This is a genomic window from Klenkia sp. AC732 (genome assembly GCF_979256525.1).
Genome location: NZ_CEEDOS010000012.1, coordinates 56,057 through 70,662 on the forward strand (window position 1 = coordinate 56,057; position 14,606 = coordinate 70,662).

The 14,606-nt window shown below is 74.0% G+C and carries 12 protein-coding genes; 8 read left to right on the forward strand and 4 right to left on the reverse strand.

Features of this window, described 5'->3' with window-relative positions:
• Positions 1-3: 3 nt before the first annotated feature.
• The 3 genes from AC0IVP_RS07700 to AC0IVP_RS07710 all read right to left on the reverse strand — a co-directional run bounded on the left by AC0IVP_RS07700 (position 4) and on the right by AC0IVP_RS07710 (position 5,344).
• Entirely contained in the window at positions 4-2,280 is a 2,277-nt protein-coding gene (locus AC0IVP_RS07700) for a penicillin-binding protein (protein WP_471755681.1), read from the reverse strand.
• A gap of 125 nt (positions 2,281-2,405) precedes the next feature.
• A complete protein-coding gene (locus AC0IVP_RS07705) occupies positions 2,406-3,251 on the reverse strand; it encodes a PPK2 family polyphosphate kinase (protein ID WP_056300642.1) in 846 nt (281 codons plus the stop codon).
• Between the two features lie 104 nt (positions 3,252-3,355).
• Complete coding sequence (locus AC0IVP_RS07710) at positions 3,356-5,344, reverse strand: HelD family protein (protein WP_056300656.1); 1,989 nt, start codon at positions 5,342-5,344, stop codon at positions 3,356-3,358.
• Positions 5,345-5,422: 78 nt separating this feature from the next.
• On the opposite strand from AC0IVP_RS07710, the gene AC0IVP_RS07715 reads away from it, so the two are divergent.
• The 3 genes from AC0IVP_RS07715 (at position 5,423) to AC0IVP_RS07725 (ending at position 7,505) form a co-directional block, all read left to right on the forward strand.
• Positions 5,423-6,442, forward strand: a complete 1,020-nt coding sequence (locus AC0IVP_RS07715; RefSeq protein ID WP_200939178.1) for a zinc-binding dehydrogenase — start codon at positions 5,423-5,425, stop codon at positions 6,440-6,442.
• Positions 6,443-6,489: 47 nt separating this feature from the next.
• Entirely contained in the window at positions 6,490-7,236 is a 747-nt protein-coding gene (locus AC0IVP_RS07720) for a PRC and DUF2382 domain-containing protein (RefSeq protein ID WP_471755683.1), read from the forward strand.
• Between the two features lie 74 nt (positions 7,237-7,310).
• Positions 7,311-7,505, forward strand: coding sequence for a hypothetical protein (locus AC0IVP_RS07725; RefSeq protein ID WP_471755685.1), 195 nt, complete (start codon positions 7,311-7,313; stop codon positions 7,503-7,505).
• Positions 7,506-7,508: 3 nt separating this feature from the next.
• Here the strand turns inward: AC0IVP_RS07725 and AC0IVP_RS07730 are convergent, their stop codons facing one another.
• Positions 7,509-8,360, reverse strand: a complete 852-nt coding sequence (locus tag AC0IVP_RS07730) for a 3-hydroxybutyryl-CoA dehydrogenase (RefSeq protein WP_471755687.1) — start codon at positions 8,358-8,360, stop codon at positions 7,509-7,511.
• A 237-nt stretch (positions 8,361-8,597) separates the two neighbouring features.
• Here AC0IVP_RS07730 and AC0IVP_RS07735 point away from each other — a divergent pair, with 237 nt between their 5' ends.
• Genes AC0IVP_RS07735 through AC0IVP_RS07755 form a run of 5 tightly spaced genes read left to right on the forward strand, consistent with a single transcriptional unit; the run spans position 8,598 to position 14,578 of the window.
• Positions 8,598-9,221 (forward strand): FBP domain-containing protein, encoded by a 624-nt coding sequence (locus AC0IVP_RS07735; protein WP_471755689.1) that lies wholly within the window; start codon positions 8,598-8,600, stop codon positions 9,219-9,221.
• Positions 9,218-12,418: a fused isobutyryl-CoA mutase/GTPase IcmF gene (gene icmF, locus AC0IVP_RS07740; RefSeq protein ID WP_471755691.1), complete on the forward strand. Its 3,201-nt coding sequence runs from the start codon at positions 9,218-9,220 to the stop codon at positions 12,416-12,418. The genes AC0IVP_RS07735 and icmF overlap by 4 nt, the downstream gene beginning before the upstream one ends.
• Complete coding sequence (locus AC0IVP_RS07745) at positions 12,418-12,903, forward strand: MarR family winged helix-turn-helix transcriptional regulator (protein WP_471755693.1); 486 nt, start codon at positions 12,418-12,420, stop codon at positions 12,901-12,903. The genes icmF and AC0IVP_RS07745 overlap by 1 nt, the downstream gene beginning before the upstream one ends.
• Positions 12,900-13,643: a helical backbone metal receptor gene (locus AC0IVP_RS07750; protein ID WP_471755695.1), complete on the forward strand. Its 744-nt coding sequence runs from the start codon at positions 12,900-12,902 to the stop codon at positions 13,641-13,643. The genes AC0IVP_RS07745 and AC0IVP_RS07750 overlap by 4 nt, the downstream gene beginning before the upstream one ends.
• A complete protein-coding gene (locus AC0IVP_RS07755) occupies positions 13,640-14,578 on the forward strand; it encodes an MBL fold metallo-hydrolase (RefSeq protein ID WP_471755697.1) in 939 nt (312 codons plus the stop codon). The genes AC0IVP_RS07750 and AC0IVP_RS07755 overlap by 4 nt, the downstream gene beginning before the upstream one ends.
• The last annotated feature ends 28 nt before the right edge of the window (positions 14,579-14,606 follow it).

Below are 14,606 nucleotides of genomic sequence, written 5' to 3' on the forward strand. Positions count from 1 at the left end.
GGCTCAGTTCGTCGGCGGCACCGGGACGGGCACGGCCGGCGGTGGCGGCGGTGCGGGAGCAGGGGGCCGGTAGTCGGCCCCGTTGCTGACCAGGATCGTCACGACCTGGCCGACGACGGCACGACCCCCGGCCGGCGGGCTGGTGCCCAACAGCGTGCCCGACGGTGTGCTGCTCTCGCTGCGCACCACCTGGGGCACGAAGCCGGCCCCCGCCAGCGCCGACTGGCAGGCACCCACCGACCGGCAGCCGGGCACCGGCCTGGTGTTGCCGTTCATCACCGCAGGGTCGGCGGGCGGGAAGTCGCTGCTCCCCCGCGCCTCCAGGACCGGCGCCATCGCCGCGCGCCAGATGGTGGCCGGCTTGTTGCCGCCGAACCCGCCGCCGTCCTCGTTCTGCTTGGGGTTGAGCACCATCACGCTGGCGGTGATCTCGGGGGTGTAGCCGACGAACGCCGCGGAGAAGTTGTCCTGCGACGTCCCGGTCTTGCCGGCGATCTGGTGCCCGGGGATCCAGGCGCGGGAACCGGTCTGCCCCGGGTTCCCCGGTTCGACGTCACGGCGCAGGATCTGGTTCATCGTGGTGGCGACGCCCGACGGGATCGCCTCCGGCGTGCACTGGTCGCCCGTCACCAGGGGCTGCCCGCCCTCGCCGAGCAGCGGCTGGCCGTTGCGGTCCAGCACCGCGGTGACCGGCGTGACCAGGCAGCGGGTGCCGCTGGCGGCGAAGGTCGAGTAGGCGCTGGCCAGCCCCAGCGGGCTGGTCTCCTCGGCACCGAAGGTGAACGAGCCGCGGTTCTCGTCGATGACCTGCTGGGCCAACCCGGGGCGGCTGAACTGGAACAGCCCGGCCGCCTCGGCCATGCGCACCGGCTCCTCGACGCTGCCCAGGGCGTCCTCCAGGGCCAGGAAGTAGGTGTTGGAGGACTGGTAGAGCGCCGTCGACAGGTCCAGCGTCCGGCCGTACCGCCCGGCGTTGCGGACGTCGTAGGGCTCGCTGCCGTCCCGGTAGACCCGCGAGACGTAGGGGTCCGACGTCGTCAGCGTGTAGTAGGCGGAGTACTGCCGGGCCAGCGCGGCGGCCGCGGTGAAGACCTTGTAGGTCGAGCCGGAGCCCTGGCTGGCCGCGACGTTGAGGTTGTAGGACTCCTGCGCCGGGTCGTTGACGTCGTAGCCGAACACCCGGTTCACGCTCATCGCCAGCAGGTGCCCGGTGCCCGGCTGGACGGCGGTGAACATACCGGCCAGCGAGTCGCCCATGGGCAGCGTCTCCAGCACCGCGGCGTCCCCGGCACGCTGCAGCTCGGGGTCCAGCGTGGTCTGGATGGTGAGGCCGCCGTGCTCGAGCTGCTGCTGGGTGATCCCCAGGGTCTGGGTCAGGTAGCGCTGCACGAAGTCGCAGACGAAGGGCCCGACGCTGGCCTGCACGCACCCCCGCGGCGGGGCCGGCCCCAGGACCAGGCCCAGCGGGGCGGCCTGCGCGGCGGCGGCCTCCTCGGCGGTGACCATGCCCTGGTCGCGCATCCGGTCCAGCACCTGGTCGCGCCGGACGGTGGCGGCGTCGGGGGCGATGGTCGGGTCGTCGCTGGTGGGGCTCTGCGCGAGACCGGCCAGCATCGCCGCCTGGGGCAGGGTCAGCGCGGCCGCGTCGACGGAGAAGTAGGTGCGGGCGGCGGCCTGCACGCCGTAGCTGTTCTGCCCGAAGTACACGATGTTCAGGTAGCGGGTGAGGATCTCGTCCTTGGAGTAGGTCTCCTCCAGGGCGAGGGCCAGCCGGGCCTCCCGGAGCTTGCGGGCCAGCGTCTGCTCGGTGGCTGCCGCGGCCTCCTCGGGGGTGTCCGCGGTCTGCAGCAGGGTCTGCTTGACCAGCTGCTGGGTGAGCGTCGAACCGCCCTCCTCGACCTCGCCGGAGGCCAGGTTGCGGGCCAACGCGCGCAGCGTGCCCTGCACGTCCAGGCCGTTGTGGCCGTAGAAGCGGGCGTCCTCGATGGCCACCATGGCCTGCTTCATGACCTCGCCGATGGCCTCGGCGGCGACCGGGGCCCGGTTCTCGTCGTAGAAGCCGGTGATCGGCTCGCCGTTCGCGGCCACCATCACCGTGTTGCCGGCGAGCGTGGCGTCGGTCAGCTCGACGGGCAACGCGTCCAGCAGCGAGGCGGAGTCCTGCGCGACCAGCGCCGACCCACCGACCAACGGGAACAGCCCGGCAGCGACGAGCACCCCGGAGACGACGAGGGCCACCACGAGCTTCGCCAGGGTGCCCAGCTTGCGGGCCACGCGCATGGGGCCTCCGTGCCCTCGACCACTGCTGACGTCCAGTCGATCAGAGAACACCCCGATCCACAACTGCCGTCACCCGGCCGTGACCTGCACCGACGACCGGACCGGGTCCGATCGCCGGTGCGGGGTCAGTCGGCCTCGTCGATCAGCCGGTCCCGCTGGGCGTCGACGTCGTAGTCGGCGGCCGGGAACCGCGGGGCCAGGTCGGTCATCGTCTCCAGCAGGAGGCGGCCGATGGCCCAGTTGCGGTACCACTTCCGGTCACTGGGGACGACGTACCAGGGGTTGGCCTCGGTGCTGGTGCGCTCGATCGCCGCCTCGTAGGCCTGCTCGTACTCCGGCCACAGCGCGCGCTCGTCGATGTCTCCGGGGTTGAACTTCCAGCGCTTGGTGGAGTCGTCCAGGCGGGCCAGCAGGCGCTGCTTCTGCTCCCAGCGGGAGATGTGCAGCATGCACTTGACCACCGTGACACCGGAGGCGGCCAGCTGGTCCTCGAACCGGACGATCTCCTTGTACCGGCGCTCGACGACCGCCGGGGTGGCCAGCGACCGGACCCGGCCGATCAGCACGTCCTCGTAGTGCGAGCGGTCGAAGACACCGACCATGCCCGGCGCCGGGACCGCGCGGCGCACCCGCCAGAGGAAGCCGTGCCGCAGCTCCTCCGGGGTGGGCTTCTTGAAGCTGGTGATCGACACGCCCTGCGGGTTCACCGCACCGACGACGTGCTCGATGACGCCGCCCTTGCCGCTGGTGTCCATGCCCTGCAGCACCAGCAGCACCCGGCGGCTCCCACCGCTGACGCCCTCGGCGTAGAGGCGCTCCTGCAGCGCCGCCAGCTCGGCGCCGTCGGCGGCCATCTGCTCCTTGGTCGCGTCCTTGTCCCCGGGCGCGTGCGGCTTGCCGCGCGGGTCGATGTCGGCCAGGGCCACGGGGGCGGACGGCGCACGCAGCGCGTCACGGAGGGAGTCGGCCATGGCCGGAGCCTAGTTTCCGCGGCCCGACCGTCGTCGAGTGCGGAGTGGTACCGGTCATCGGGCCGACGTGACCGGCCTGGCTCCGCACTCGACGGGCGGTTGCCTCAGGCGAGCAGCTCGGGCAGGTCGCCGCGGTGCAGCACCACCAGGCTGCTCACCGCGCGGGTCAGCGCCACGTAGAGGCGGTGCAGGCCACGGGGCTCGGCGGCGACGATCGCAGCCGGGTCGACGACGACGACGTGGTCGAACTCCAGGCCCTTCACCAGCGTCGCCGGCACGACGACCACCCGGCCCGGCTCGTCGCCGTCGTCGACCAGTGCGCCGACCTCGAGCCCCTCGGTCCGCAGGGCCGCGACCAGCTCAGGCACCGCAGCGTCGGCGCAGACCACCCCGACCGAGCCCTCCCCGACCTGTGCCACGACCCCGGCCACCGGCCCGGTCATCGACGTGACCGACCGCAGCTGCAGGGACCCGGGCTCGGAGCGGACCGCGGTGGCCGGCGCGAGCCCGGGCACCAGCGTCGGCAGCAGCCGGTTGGCGAACTCCAGCACCTCCGCGGGCACCCGGTAGCCACGGGTCAGCGGCCGGACGGCGGTGTCCGGGCGGCCCAGCGCGGTCAGCGTCTGCGTCCAGTCGGCCACCGACCACGGGCTGGTGGCCTGGGCCAGGTCGCCGAGCACGGTCAGCGAGCCGGCGGCCAGCCGTCGGGCGACCACCCGGCACTGCATGGGGGACAGGTCCTGCGCCTCGTCGACGACGACGTGCCCGTAGCCCGGCGTCCGCTCCAGCAGACCGGCGACCTCGTCGACGAGCACCGCGTCGGCCGGTGTCCAGCGGGTGGCCCGCACCGACCGGGCCGCCGGGCGCTGCAGCAGCACCTGCTCCTCCTCGCTCAGCAGACCGCGGGCGGCGCGGGCCAGCGCGGCCGGGTCGGTGAGCAGCTCGGCGACCACGGCCGCCGGGTCCAGGGCCGGCCAGTGCGCCTCGCAGAACGCCCGGGCCTCGGCCGACCGGGCGCAGGCCCGCGTCTCGGCATCGGTGGGGCTGCCGCCGGCCTCCTCCTTCTGCCGGCGGGCGTCCTCGGCCAGGGTCATGGCCAGCCGCTCCCGGCCGGCGCCGTAGCTGACCTCGGCCCGGCGCAGGTCGTCCACCAGGCGCTTGAGCCGCTCGACCGGGACCCGGTACCGCCGTCCCGACAGCGGGACCTGGACGGAGTCGACCGGCTTGACCACCCGGCGCCACACCGCCCGGTGCAGCACGTCGGCCAGCCGCGGGTCGCCCTTGAGGACGGCGACCGCGGGCTCGTCCTGCGCCCGCACCGGCACCCGGTCGGTCAGCGTGCCCACCGTGGCCTGGTCGACCTCCACCTCGCCCAGGGCGGGCAGCACCTGCTCGATGTAGCGCAGGAACGCCCGGTTGGGCCCGACGACGAGGACGCCGGTGCGGGCCAGCTGCTCGCCGTGCGTGTACAGCAGGTAGGCCGCGCGGTGCAGCCCGACGGCGGTCTTGCCGGTGCCCGGGGCGCCCTGCACGCAGACCGACTCGGACAGCGGGGCCCGGACGATGTCGTCCTGGTCGGGCTGGATGGTGGCCACGATGTCGCGCATCGGGCCCGACCGTGGCCGCTCGATCTCCTGCCGCAGCACGTCCGACGGGCCGTCGTCGACGGTGAGCGACTCGTCCTCGTAGGAGGTCAGCCGGCCGTCGGCGAAGCCGAACCGCCGGCGGCGGGTCAGGCCCTGCGGGTCCGCGGCGCTGGCCTGGTAGAACGGCCGGCTCATCGGCGCCCGCCAGTCGATGACCACGGGGTCCCCGGCGGCGTCCCGGACGTGCCGCCGACCGACGTGGAAGGTCTCCGCCGGGGTGTCGGTGCGGCCGAAGAACGGGGGTGCGTCCGGGTCGGCGGCCAGGGAGCGCAGCCGCTCCGCCCGGGCCGCGCCGAGCCGCTCCGAGGCCCAGGCGTCGACACCGGCGTCGGCGGTGGCGGCGGTGGCCACGTGCATCCGGGCCAGGCAGGTGGCGGCGTGCTCCAGGTGGGCGCGCTCGGCCTGGAGCACGGGGTCGGCGGTCTCGCTGGCGGGGTGGGGAGACACGGTCGGAGGACGTTACGCCCGGACCTGCCCCGGATCCAGCGGTTTCCCCGACGTCGCCCGCGGGGCACCACCGGGGGCATGACCGTCCCCACCACCATGCTCGCCGGCCGCCTCGACGTCGGCACCCACGAGTTCGCCGTCGTCGAGGTGCCCACGCCCACCGCCGGGCCCGGCGAGGTGCTGGTCCGGGTGCGTGCCGCCGGCGTGTGCCTGTCCGACGTGCACCTGGTCGAGGGCGAGCTGCGCCCGCTCCTCCTGGCCGGCGACACCGTGACCCTGGGCCACGAGGTCGCCGGCACCGTGGCGGTGCTGGGCGAGGGCGTGACCGGCTGGGTGCCGGAGCAGCGGGTGCTGCTGCAGGCCGGCGAGGACCGCGGCGGCGTCGTCTTCACCCGGGGCGTGGACTACGACGGCGGCTGGGCGCAGTACGCCGTCGCCCGGGCCGACACCCTGGTCGCCGTCCCCGACGACCTGCCGCTGGAGCAGGCCTGCATCGTGCCCGACGCCGTCTCCACCCCGTGGGCGGCGGTCACCGCCACCGCGGGGGTGCGCCCGGCGCAGCCGGTCGGGGTGTGGGGCGTCGGCGGACTCGGGGCGCACGGCGTGCAACTGCTCCGGCTGGTCGGCGCGGCGCCGATCGTCGCCGTCGACCCGGTGCCCGAGGCGCGGGAGCGGGCACTGGCCTTCGGCGCCGACGTCGCCCTGGACCCCGCCGACGACGACCTGGTCGCGCAGGTCCGGGCGGCCACCGGCGGGGTCGGGCTGGCGCACGCCTTCGACTTCGCCGGGGTCGCCGCCGTCCGGGAGCAGGCGGTGGCGTGCCTGGGCGTGGGCGGCGCGCTGACCCTCGTCGGGCTGACCAAGCAGCCGCTGACCCTGCGCGACGGCACCGCGTTCAGCTACTTCGGCCAGCGGGTGCAGGGCCACTACGGGTCCCGGCCCGAGCACGTCCAGGAGCTGGTCGACCTGGTCCGGCACCACCGCGTCGACTTCGCCCGGTCGGTGTCGGAGACGCTGCCGCTCACCGACGCGGCGGACGCGATCGAGCGGCTGACGCACAAGACCGGCAACCCGATCCGGATCGTCCTGCAGCCGTGACCGCCGCCGATGTGTGACGAGGCCGTTCCGCGAGCACCTAGGAGGGCATGAGCATCGACCCTGCCTCCCTCGTCGGCACCACCGCCACCGACCGGGACGGCGGTGTGCTGGGGACCGTCCGGGCGGTCTGGCTCGACGACGCCACCGGCCAGCCCACCTGGGTGGGGCTCGCCGACGGCGCGCACGCCGCGGCCGGTGACGACGAGCCGGTCACCGTGGTGCCGCTGGCCGACCACCGGTCGACCGCCGACGGCCTGCAGCTGGGCGTGGACCCCGCCCTGACCCGCGGGGCGCCTCGGCTGCGGGCCTCGCAGCGGCTGAGCCCGGAGGACGAGCTGCGGTTCCGGCAGCACTACGCACCCGAGCCCGCCGCACGCGGGCCCGCTGCACCCGGGTCCGATGCACCCGACGCCCTGCGGGGTCCGGGCACGGTGCGGTCCGAGGAGCGGCTGAGCGTCCGGTCCTCCACGGTGCCGTGGAGCCGGGCGGTCCTGCGGGTGGAGACGGTGACCGAGCAGGTCATGGTCCCGGTGACGGTGACCCGGCAGCGCGCCCGCGTCGAGCACCTCCCGTCGACCCCGGTGTCCGCCGCGGGCGGCACGATCCCGCCGGGGACCGAGGGCCAGGCCACCGACTGGGTGACCCTGTGGGGCGAGCAGCCGGTCGTCGGCGTCGAGCGTGTCCCGCTCGAGCGGGTGCGGCTGCGCACCGACTGGGTGACCCGCGAGGACACCGTGCGCGGGCAGCTGGCGCACGAGGAGATCGCCGTCGACGTCACCGACGGGCCGCGGTGAGGGCTGCTGCCACGGCAGGTGAACAGTGCACCAACGGGGGCGCGCGTCCCGGGGTGCGGCCATAGCGTCGGGGCATGGAGATCGCACTGATCGGCGTCACCGTGCTGGTGACGGGCCTGGTGGTCCGGGGGCTGCGGCGCCGTCGGGACGGCTGGTACGACCAGGACGGGGCGACCGCCCGGAGCGCGGACCCCGCCGCCCCCGCCGACGCCCGCGGTGCCGTCAACCGGCACAGCTGGATGCTCGGGGGCGGGGGCTCCGGCGGCTGAGCCCTACCTCGCGTAGGGGAAGAAGCCCCGACCGGTCTTCCGGCCGAGCAGGCCGGCGTCGACCATGCGCAGCAGCAGCGGCGGCGGCGCGAACAGCGGCTCCTTGAACTCCTCGTACATCGACTGCGCGACGGCGGCCGTGGTGTCCAGGCCGATCAGGTCGGCCAGCGCGAGTGGGCCCTGCGGGTGGGCGCAGCCCTGCACCATGCCGGCGTCGATGTCCTCGGCCGAGGCGAACCCGGACTCCATCATCCGGATCGCGGACAGCACGTAGGGGATCAGCAGGGCGTTGACGATGAACCCGGCGCGGTCCTTGGACCGGATCGTGGTCTTGCCCAGCTGGTCCTCGGCGAAGGTCGTCACCGTCGCCAGCGTCTCGTCGCTGGTCAGCAGGCTGGCGACGATCTCCACCAGCGGCAGCACCGGCGCGGGGTTGAAGAAGTGCACCCCGACGACCTTGTCCGGGCGCTTGGTGACGCTGGCCATCTTCACCAGCGGGATGGAGGACGTGTTCGAGGCCAGCAGCGCGTCCGGCGGCAGGATGTCGTCGAGCTTGCGGAACAGGTCCAGCTTCAGCGACTCGATCTCCGGTGCGGCCTCGATGACCAGCTCGGACTGCGCGGTGGCCTCCAGCTCCGTGGCGACGTCGACCCGGGCGAACGCGGCGTCCGCGTCGGACTGGGTGATCCGCCCCGAGGTGGCCGCACGCTGCAGCGACTTCTCCAGCCGCGCGCGGAACCGCTCGACACCCGCCGGGTCGGCCTCCACCACGACGACGTCGCACCCGGCCCGGGCGCTGACCTCGGCGATGCCGGCCCCCATCGTCCCGCCACCGATGACCGCGATCCGCTGCACTGTGCCTCCTGCTCGACGTGTGCCGCCCACGGTGCCACGCCCCGCGAACCTGCGTGCACCGGACCTGGTGGCGTCGTAGGGTGCTCGGCGGCCGTCCACGGTGGACGGCGACGTGCGTGCGGGCGGGTCCCGCGAGGAGCGAGGTGGCCGCGATGGCCTCCACGACCTCGAGCCGGACCCGCGCCCGGCGCCGCTGACCGCACCACCGACGACTCCCGCGGGAGCCGGTGCGACCGCGTGCCCGGAGCGGGGCGGCGACCACCCACCCCCCTCCTCCCGCACCGGAGTCAGCTGCGCACCCCCTCACCGAGGAGCAGCCTCCCGCTCGGCCCCCTCGTAGGGGCCCGCCGCGAGCGTGCGAGCGGTGGGGGACGAGGGGGTCCTTCTCCTGCTGGGCTGGTCGGACCGCAAGGCCCCCTGCTCGCCTACGTCGTCCTCGAGCTGGACGGCGTCCCGACCGGCGTCCGGTTCCGCACCCCGACCGCCGAGCGCGGCCGGACCCGCCGCGGCGCGATGTGCACGTGGTGCCAGGACGTGCGCACCACCGAGGCCGTGCTGGTGGCGGCCCGCCGGGGCGGGGCGTCGGGCAAGGCCGGGAACACCGTCGGCACGCTGGTCTGCGAGCAGTTCGTCTGCTCGGCGCACGCCCGCTGGACACCGCCGCGGCGGGACCCCGACCCGGCGACGGTGGCCGCCGACCTGATCGGCGTGGCCGAACGGGTGGCCGGGCTGCGCGAGCGGTCGGCGGCGTTCGTCCGGCTGGTGGCCGCCACCGCCTCAGGCGTTGCGTGGACGTCCAAGCATCCGGCGCGTAGGTTGCTTGGACGTCCACGTATCCAGCGCCGGAGGACCCCCTCGTGACCGATCTGCACGTGCCCCAGAACCCCGTCCGGTTCGTCACCGCCGCGAGCCTGTTCGACGGGCACGACGCCGCGATCAACGTCATGCGCCGGCTGCTGCAGAGCCAGGGCGCCGAGGTCGTCCACCTCGGCCACGACCGCAGCGTGGCCACCGTCGTCCGGGCGGCGCTGGAGGAGGACGCGCAGGGCATCGCGCTGAGCTCTTACCAGGGCGGGCACGTGGAGTACTTCAGCTACCTCCGCGAGGAGCTCGAGCGGCACGGCGCCGGCCACGTGCAGGTCTTCGGCGGGGGCGGCGGCGTGATCGTGCCCGAGGAGATCGCCCTGCTGCGCTCGCGCGGCGTGCGGATCTTCGCCCCGGAGGACGGCCAGAAGCTCGGCCTGCCCGGGATGATCAACACCCTCATCGAGGCCTGCGACGTCGACCTGGCCGCCGAGGGCCCCGACGTCGAGGCACTGCTCACCGGCGACCCGGCCGCCCTCGCCCGGGCGATCACCGTGCTGGAGGCCGGCCGCTCCCCCGAGCTCGCGCAGCGGCTGGCCACCGAGGCCGCGCAGCGGCACGTCCCGGTGCTGGGCATCACCGGCACAGGCGGGTCGGGCAAGTCCTCGCTCACCGACGAGCTGCTCCGCCGGCTGCGGCTGGACCAGGAGGACAAGCTGCGGATCGCCGTCCTCGCCGTGGACCCCTCCCGCCGGCGCGGGGGCGGCGCGCTGCTCGGCGACCGGATCCGGATGAACGCGCTGGAGACCGGCGACCGGGGCTCGACGTTCTTCCGCTCGCTGGCCACCCGGACCGCCGGGGCACAGGTGCCCGAGCACCTGGACCACGTGATCGACGCGGTGAAGGCGGCCGGCTACGACCTGGTCGTGGTGGAGACCCCGGGCATCGGCCAGGGCGACGCGGCGATCCTGCCCTACAGCGACGTCAGCCTGTACGTGATGACGCCGGAGTTCGGCGCCGCGTCCCAGCTGGAGAAGATCGACATGCTCGACTTCGCCGACGTCGTGGCGATCAACAAGTTCGAGCGCCGCGGCGCCGAGGACGCCCGCCGCGACGTCGCCCGGCAGATGGTCCGCAACCGGGAGGCCTTCGGCCAGAGCTGGGAGACCATGCCGGTCTTCGGCACCAGCGCCGCCCGGTTCAACGACGACGGCGTCACCGCGCTCTTCCAGGAGCTGAAGACGCTGCTGGGCGGCAAGGGGCTGGCGCTGGGCTCGGGTGTCCTGCCCCGGGTCGAGGTGCGGGCGTCGTCCGGGCTGACCAGCGTCGTCCCGACCTCCCGGGCGCGGTACCTGGCCGACGTCGCCGACACCGTGCGCGGCTACCACCGCACCACCGCCGAGCAGGCAGCGCTGGCCCGGGACCGGCAGCACCTCGGCACCGCCGCCGGCCTGCTGGACGGGGACGCCGCGGACGCCGCGCGGGCGAAGGCGGACTCGATCGACCTGTTGCCGGCGGTCGGCCACCTGCTCGAGGAGTGGCCGCAGCTGGTCGAGGACTACTCCGGCGACGAGTACACCTACACCGTCCGCGGCAAGGAGATCGCCGTCCCGCTGACCAGGGAGACGCTGTCGGGCAACCACGTCCGCCGGGTCTCGCTGCCGCGCACCGAGGACCACGGCCAGCTCGTCGGCTGGCTGCGCTCGGAGAACGTGCCCGGCCGCTTCCCCTACACCGCGGGCACCTTCCCGTTCAAGCGGCAGGGCGAGGCCCCGGCGCGGATGTTCGCCGGCGAGGGCGACGCGTTCCGGACCAACCGGCGCTTCCAGCTGCTGTCCGAGGGCCAGCCGGCAACCCGGCTGTCCACTGCGTTCGACTCGGTGACCCTCTACGGCCGGGACCCCGACCCGCGCCCGGACGTCTACGGCAAGGTCGGCACCTCCGGTGTCTCGATCGCCACCGTCGACGACATGAAGGTGCTCTACGGCGGGTTCGACCTCTGCTCGCCGACCACGTCGGTCTCCATGACGATCAACGGTCCCGCACCGGCGATCCTCGCGATGTTCCTGAACACCGCGATCGACCAGCGGCTGGCCGAGCACCCCGACGAGGACCCCGACGAGGTGCGCGCCTGGGTGCTGGCCAACGTCCGCGGCACCGTGCAGGCCGACATCCTCAAGGAGGACCAGGGCCAGAACACCTGCATCTTCTCCACGGAGTTCGCGCTGCGCTGCATGGCCGACATCCAGGAGTGGTTCATCGACCACCAGGTGCGGAACTTCTACTCGGTCTCGATCTCCGGCTACCACATCGCCGAGGCCGGGGCGAACCCCATCAGCCAGCTCGCGTTCACGCTGTCCAACGGGTTCACCTACGTCGAGGCCTACCTGGCCCGCGGCATGTCGATCGACGACTTCGCACCCAACCTGAGCTTCTTCTTCTCCAACGGGATGGACGCCGAGTACACCGTCATCGGCCGGGTGGCCCGCCGGATCTGGGCCGTCGCGATGAAGGAGCGGTACGGCGCGAACGCCCGGGCCCAGCAGCTGAAGTACCACGTGCAGACGTCGGGCCGGTCCCTGCACGCGCAGGAGATGGACTTCAACGACATCCGGACGTCGCTGCAGGCGCTGTGCGCGATCTACGACAACGCCAACTCACTGCACACCAACGCCTACGACGAGGCCGTCACCACGCCCTCGGCGCACTCGGTGCGCCGGGCGCTGGCGATCCAGATGATCATCGACCAGGAGTGGGGCCTGGCGATGAACGAGAACCCGCTGCAGGGCTCCTTCGTCGTCGACGAGCTGACCGACCTGGTCGAGGAGGCCGTGCTGGCCGAGTTCGACCGGATCGCCGAGCGCGGCGGCGTGCTGGGCGCCATGGAGACCGGCTACCAGCGCGGCAAGATCCAGGACGAGTCGATGCTCTACGAGCACCGCAAGCACGACGGCTCGCTGCCGATCGTCGGGGTGAACACCTTCCTGGACCCGCACGCCGGCGAGGAGGCACCGGCCACCGTCGAGCTCGCCCGCGGCACCGAGTCGGAGAAGCAGTCGCAGCTGGACCGGCTGGCCGACTTCCACGCCCGGCACGCCGCCGAGGCACCGGCCGCCCTCGCCGCGCTGCAGGAGGCGGCCCTGCACGGCGGCAACGTCTTCGAGGCGCTGATGACCGCGGTCCGCAGCTGCTCGCTCGGCCAGATCAGCGAGGCCTTCTTCGAGGTCGGCGGCCAGTACCGGCGCAACGTCTGATGGATCCCATCGAGGAGGCCGGGCGGCAGTGGCGGGAGCGGGGGTGGGGCGACGCCGCGGACGGGATGCTCGCGGTCACCTCGATCATGCGGGCGCAGGCGATCGTGCTGGCCCGGGTGGACGCCGTCCTGCGCCCGCTCGGGCTGACCTTCGCCCGCTACGAGCTGCTACAGCTGCTGTCGTTCACCCGTGAGGGGTCGCTGCCGATGACCCGGGCCGGTGCGCTGCTGCAGGTGCACCCGGCGTCGGTCACCAACGCGGTGCAGCGGCTGGAGGTGGCCGAGCTGGTCACCCGGCGTCCCTCGCCGTCCGACGGCCGGGTGGTGGTCGTCTCGATCACCGACGAGGGACGGCGGGTGGCGGCCAAGGCCACCGACTCCCTGAACAGCGAGGTGTTCACCCGCCCCGGCCTGCCGCCGGACCGGGTGCGCGACCTGGTCGACGTCCTCCGCGAGCTGCGCGCCGACGCCGGCGACCTGGGGTGATCGACGACCTCGGCACCCCGGTGCCGCTCCCCCGGTCGCCGCGGCGGGTCGTCTCGCTGGTGCCCTCGCTGACCGAGGCGCTCGCGGTGACCGTGCCCGAGCGGCTGGTCGGGGCCACCGACTGGTGCACCCACCCCGCCGGGCTCGACGTCGCCCGGGTGCGCGGCACCAAGAACCCCGACCGAGCAACGATCGCGGCCCTGACCCCGGACCTGGTGGTGGCCAACCAGGAGGAGAACCGGCAGCTCGACGTGGAGCGGTTGCGCTCCGCGGGCATCCCGGTGTGGGTCACCCGGATCGAGACCCTGGACCAGGCGCTGACCTCGATGGGCCGGCTGTTCGACGAGGCGCTCGACGTCGGGACGCCGGACTGGCTGGCCGCCGCCACGCAGGCGTGGGCCGAGCCGGCACCCCCGGGACCGCGGGTCGCCGTCCCGGTCTGGCGGGACCCGTGGATGTGGGTCGGTGCGCGCACCTTCACCGGCGACCTGCTCGCCCGGCTGGGGTGCACCAACGCGGTCACCGCGGAGCGCTACCCGAAGCTCGAGCCGGAGGCCGTCGACGCCGACCTCGTGCTGCTGCCCGACGAGCCCTACCTCTTCACCGCCGACGACGGGCCCGAGGCCTTCCCCGGCACCCCGACCGCGCTGGTCAGCGGGCGCCAGCTCACCTGGTACGGCCCCTCGCTGGCCACCGCCCGCGCCGACCTGACCGCCGCCCTGCAGAGAGGGACCCGATGAGCTCCACCACGACCGACCCCGTCCTGCCGCCGCCCGTGCTGCACGAGGTCGCGGACGGCGTCTTCGCCTACGTGCAGCCCGACGGCACCTGGTGGGTCAACAACACCGGTCTGCTGGTCGGCCGCCGCGGCGCCGCGATCGTGGACACCTGCTCCACCGAGAAGCGCACCCGCGCGTTCCGGGACACCATCGCCACGGTCACCGACCAGCCGGTGCGCACCCTGGTGAACACCCACCACCACGGCGACCACACGCACGGCAACTGGCTGTTCGGCGGGGCCACCGTGGTCGGCCACGAGGGCACCCGCGAGGGCGTCATCGCCGCCGGCGTCCCCCGCGACCAGCCGTTCTGGACGCCGTTCGACATCGGCGAGGTCGTGCTCGAGCCACCCTTCCTGACCTACACCGACGGCGTGACCCTCTGGGTCGACGACCGCCGGGTCGAGGTCACCCACGTCGGCACCCCGGCGCACACCACCAACGACTCGGTCGTGTGGCTGCCCGAGCAGCGGACGCTGTTCGCCGGCGACCTGCTCTTCGCCGGCGGCACCCCGTTCCTGGTCATGGGCTCGCTGGCCGGGGCGATCGAGGTGCTCGAGCAGGTGGTCGCCCCGCTGGGCGCGGAGACCATCGTGCCCGGCCACGGTCCGGTGGCCGGCCCCGAGCTGGTGGACCAGATCCTGGGCTACCTGCACTGGCTGGACGGCGTCGCCCGCGACTCGCACGCCGCCGGGGTCCCGCCCCTGGAGGCCGCGCGCAGCGTCGACCTGGGGCAGTACGCCGACTGGAGCGACGCCGAGCGGATCGTGGGCAACCTGCACCGGGCGCACGCCGAGCTGTCCGGCGGCGAGCGGGGCTGCCGCATCGACGTCCCCGCCGCACTGGCCGACATGGTCACCTACAACGGTGGTCGACGGCTCACCTGCATCGCCTGACCCGCGATACAGTCAGAACTGACCGTCC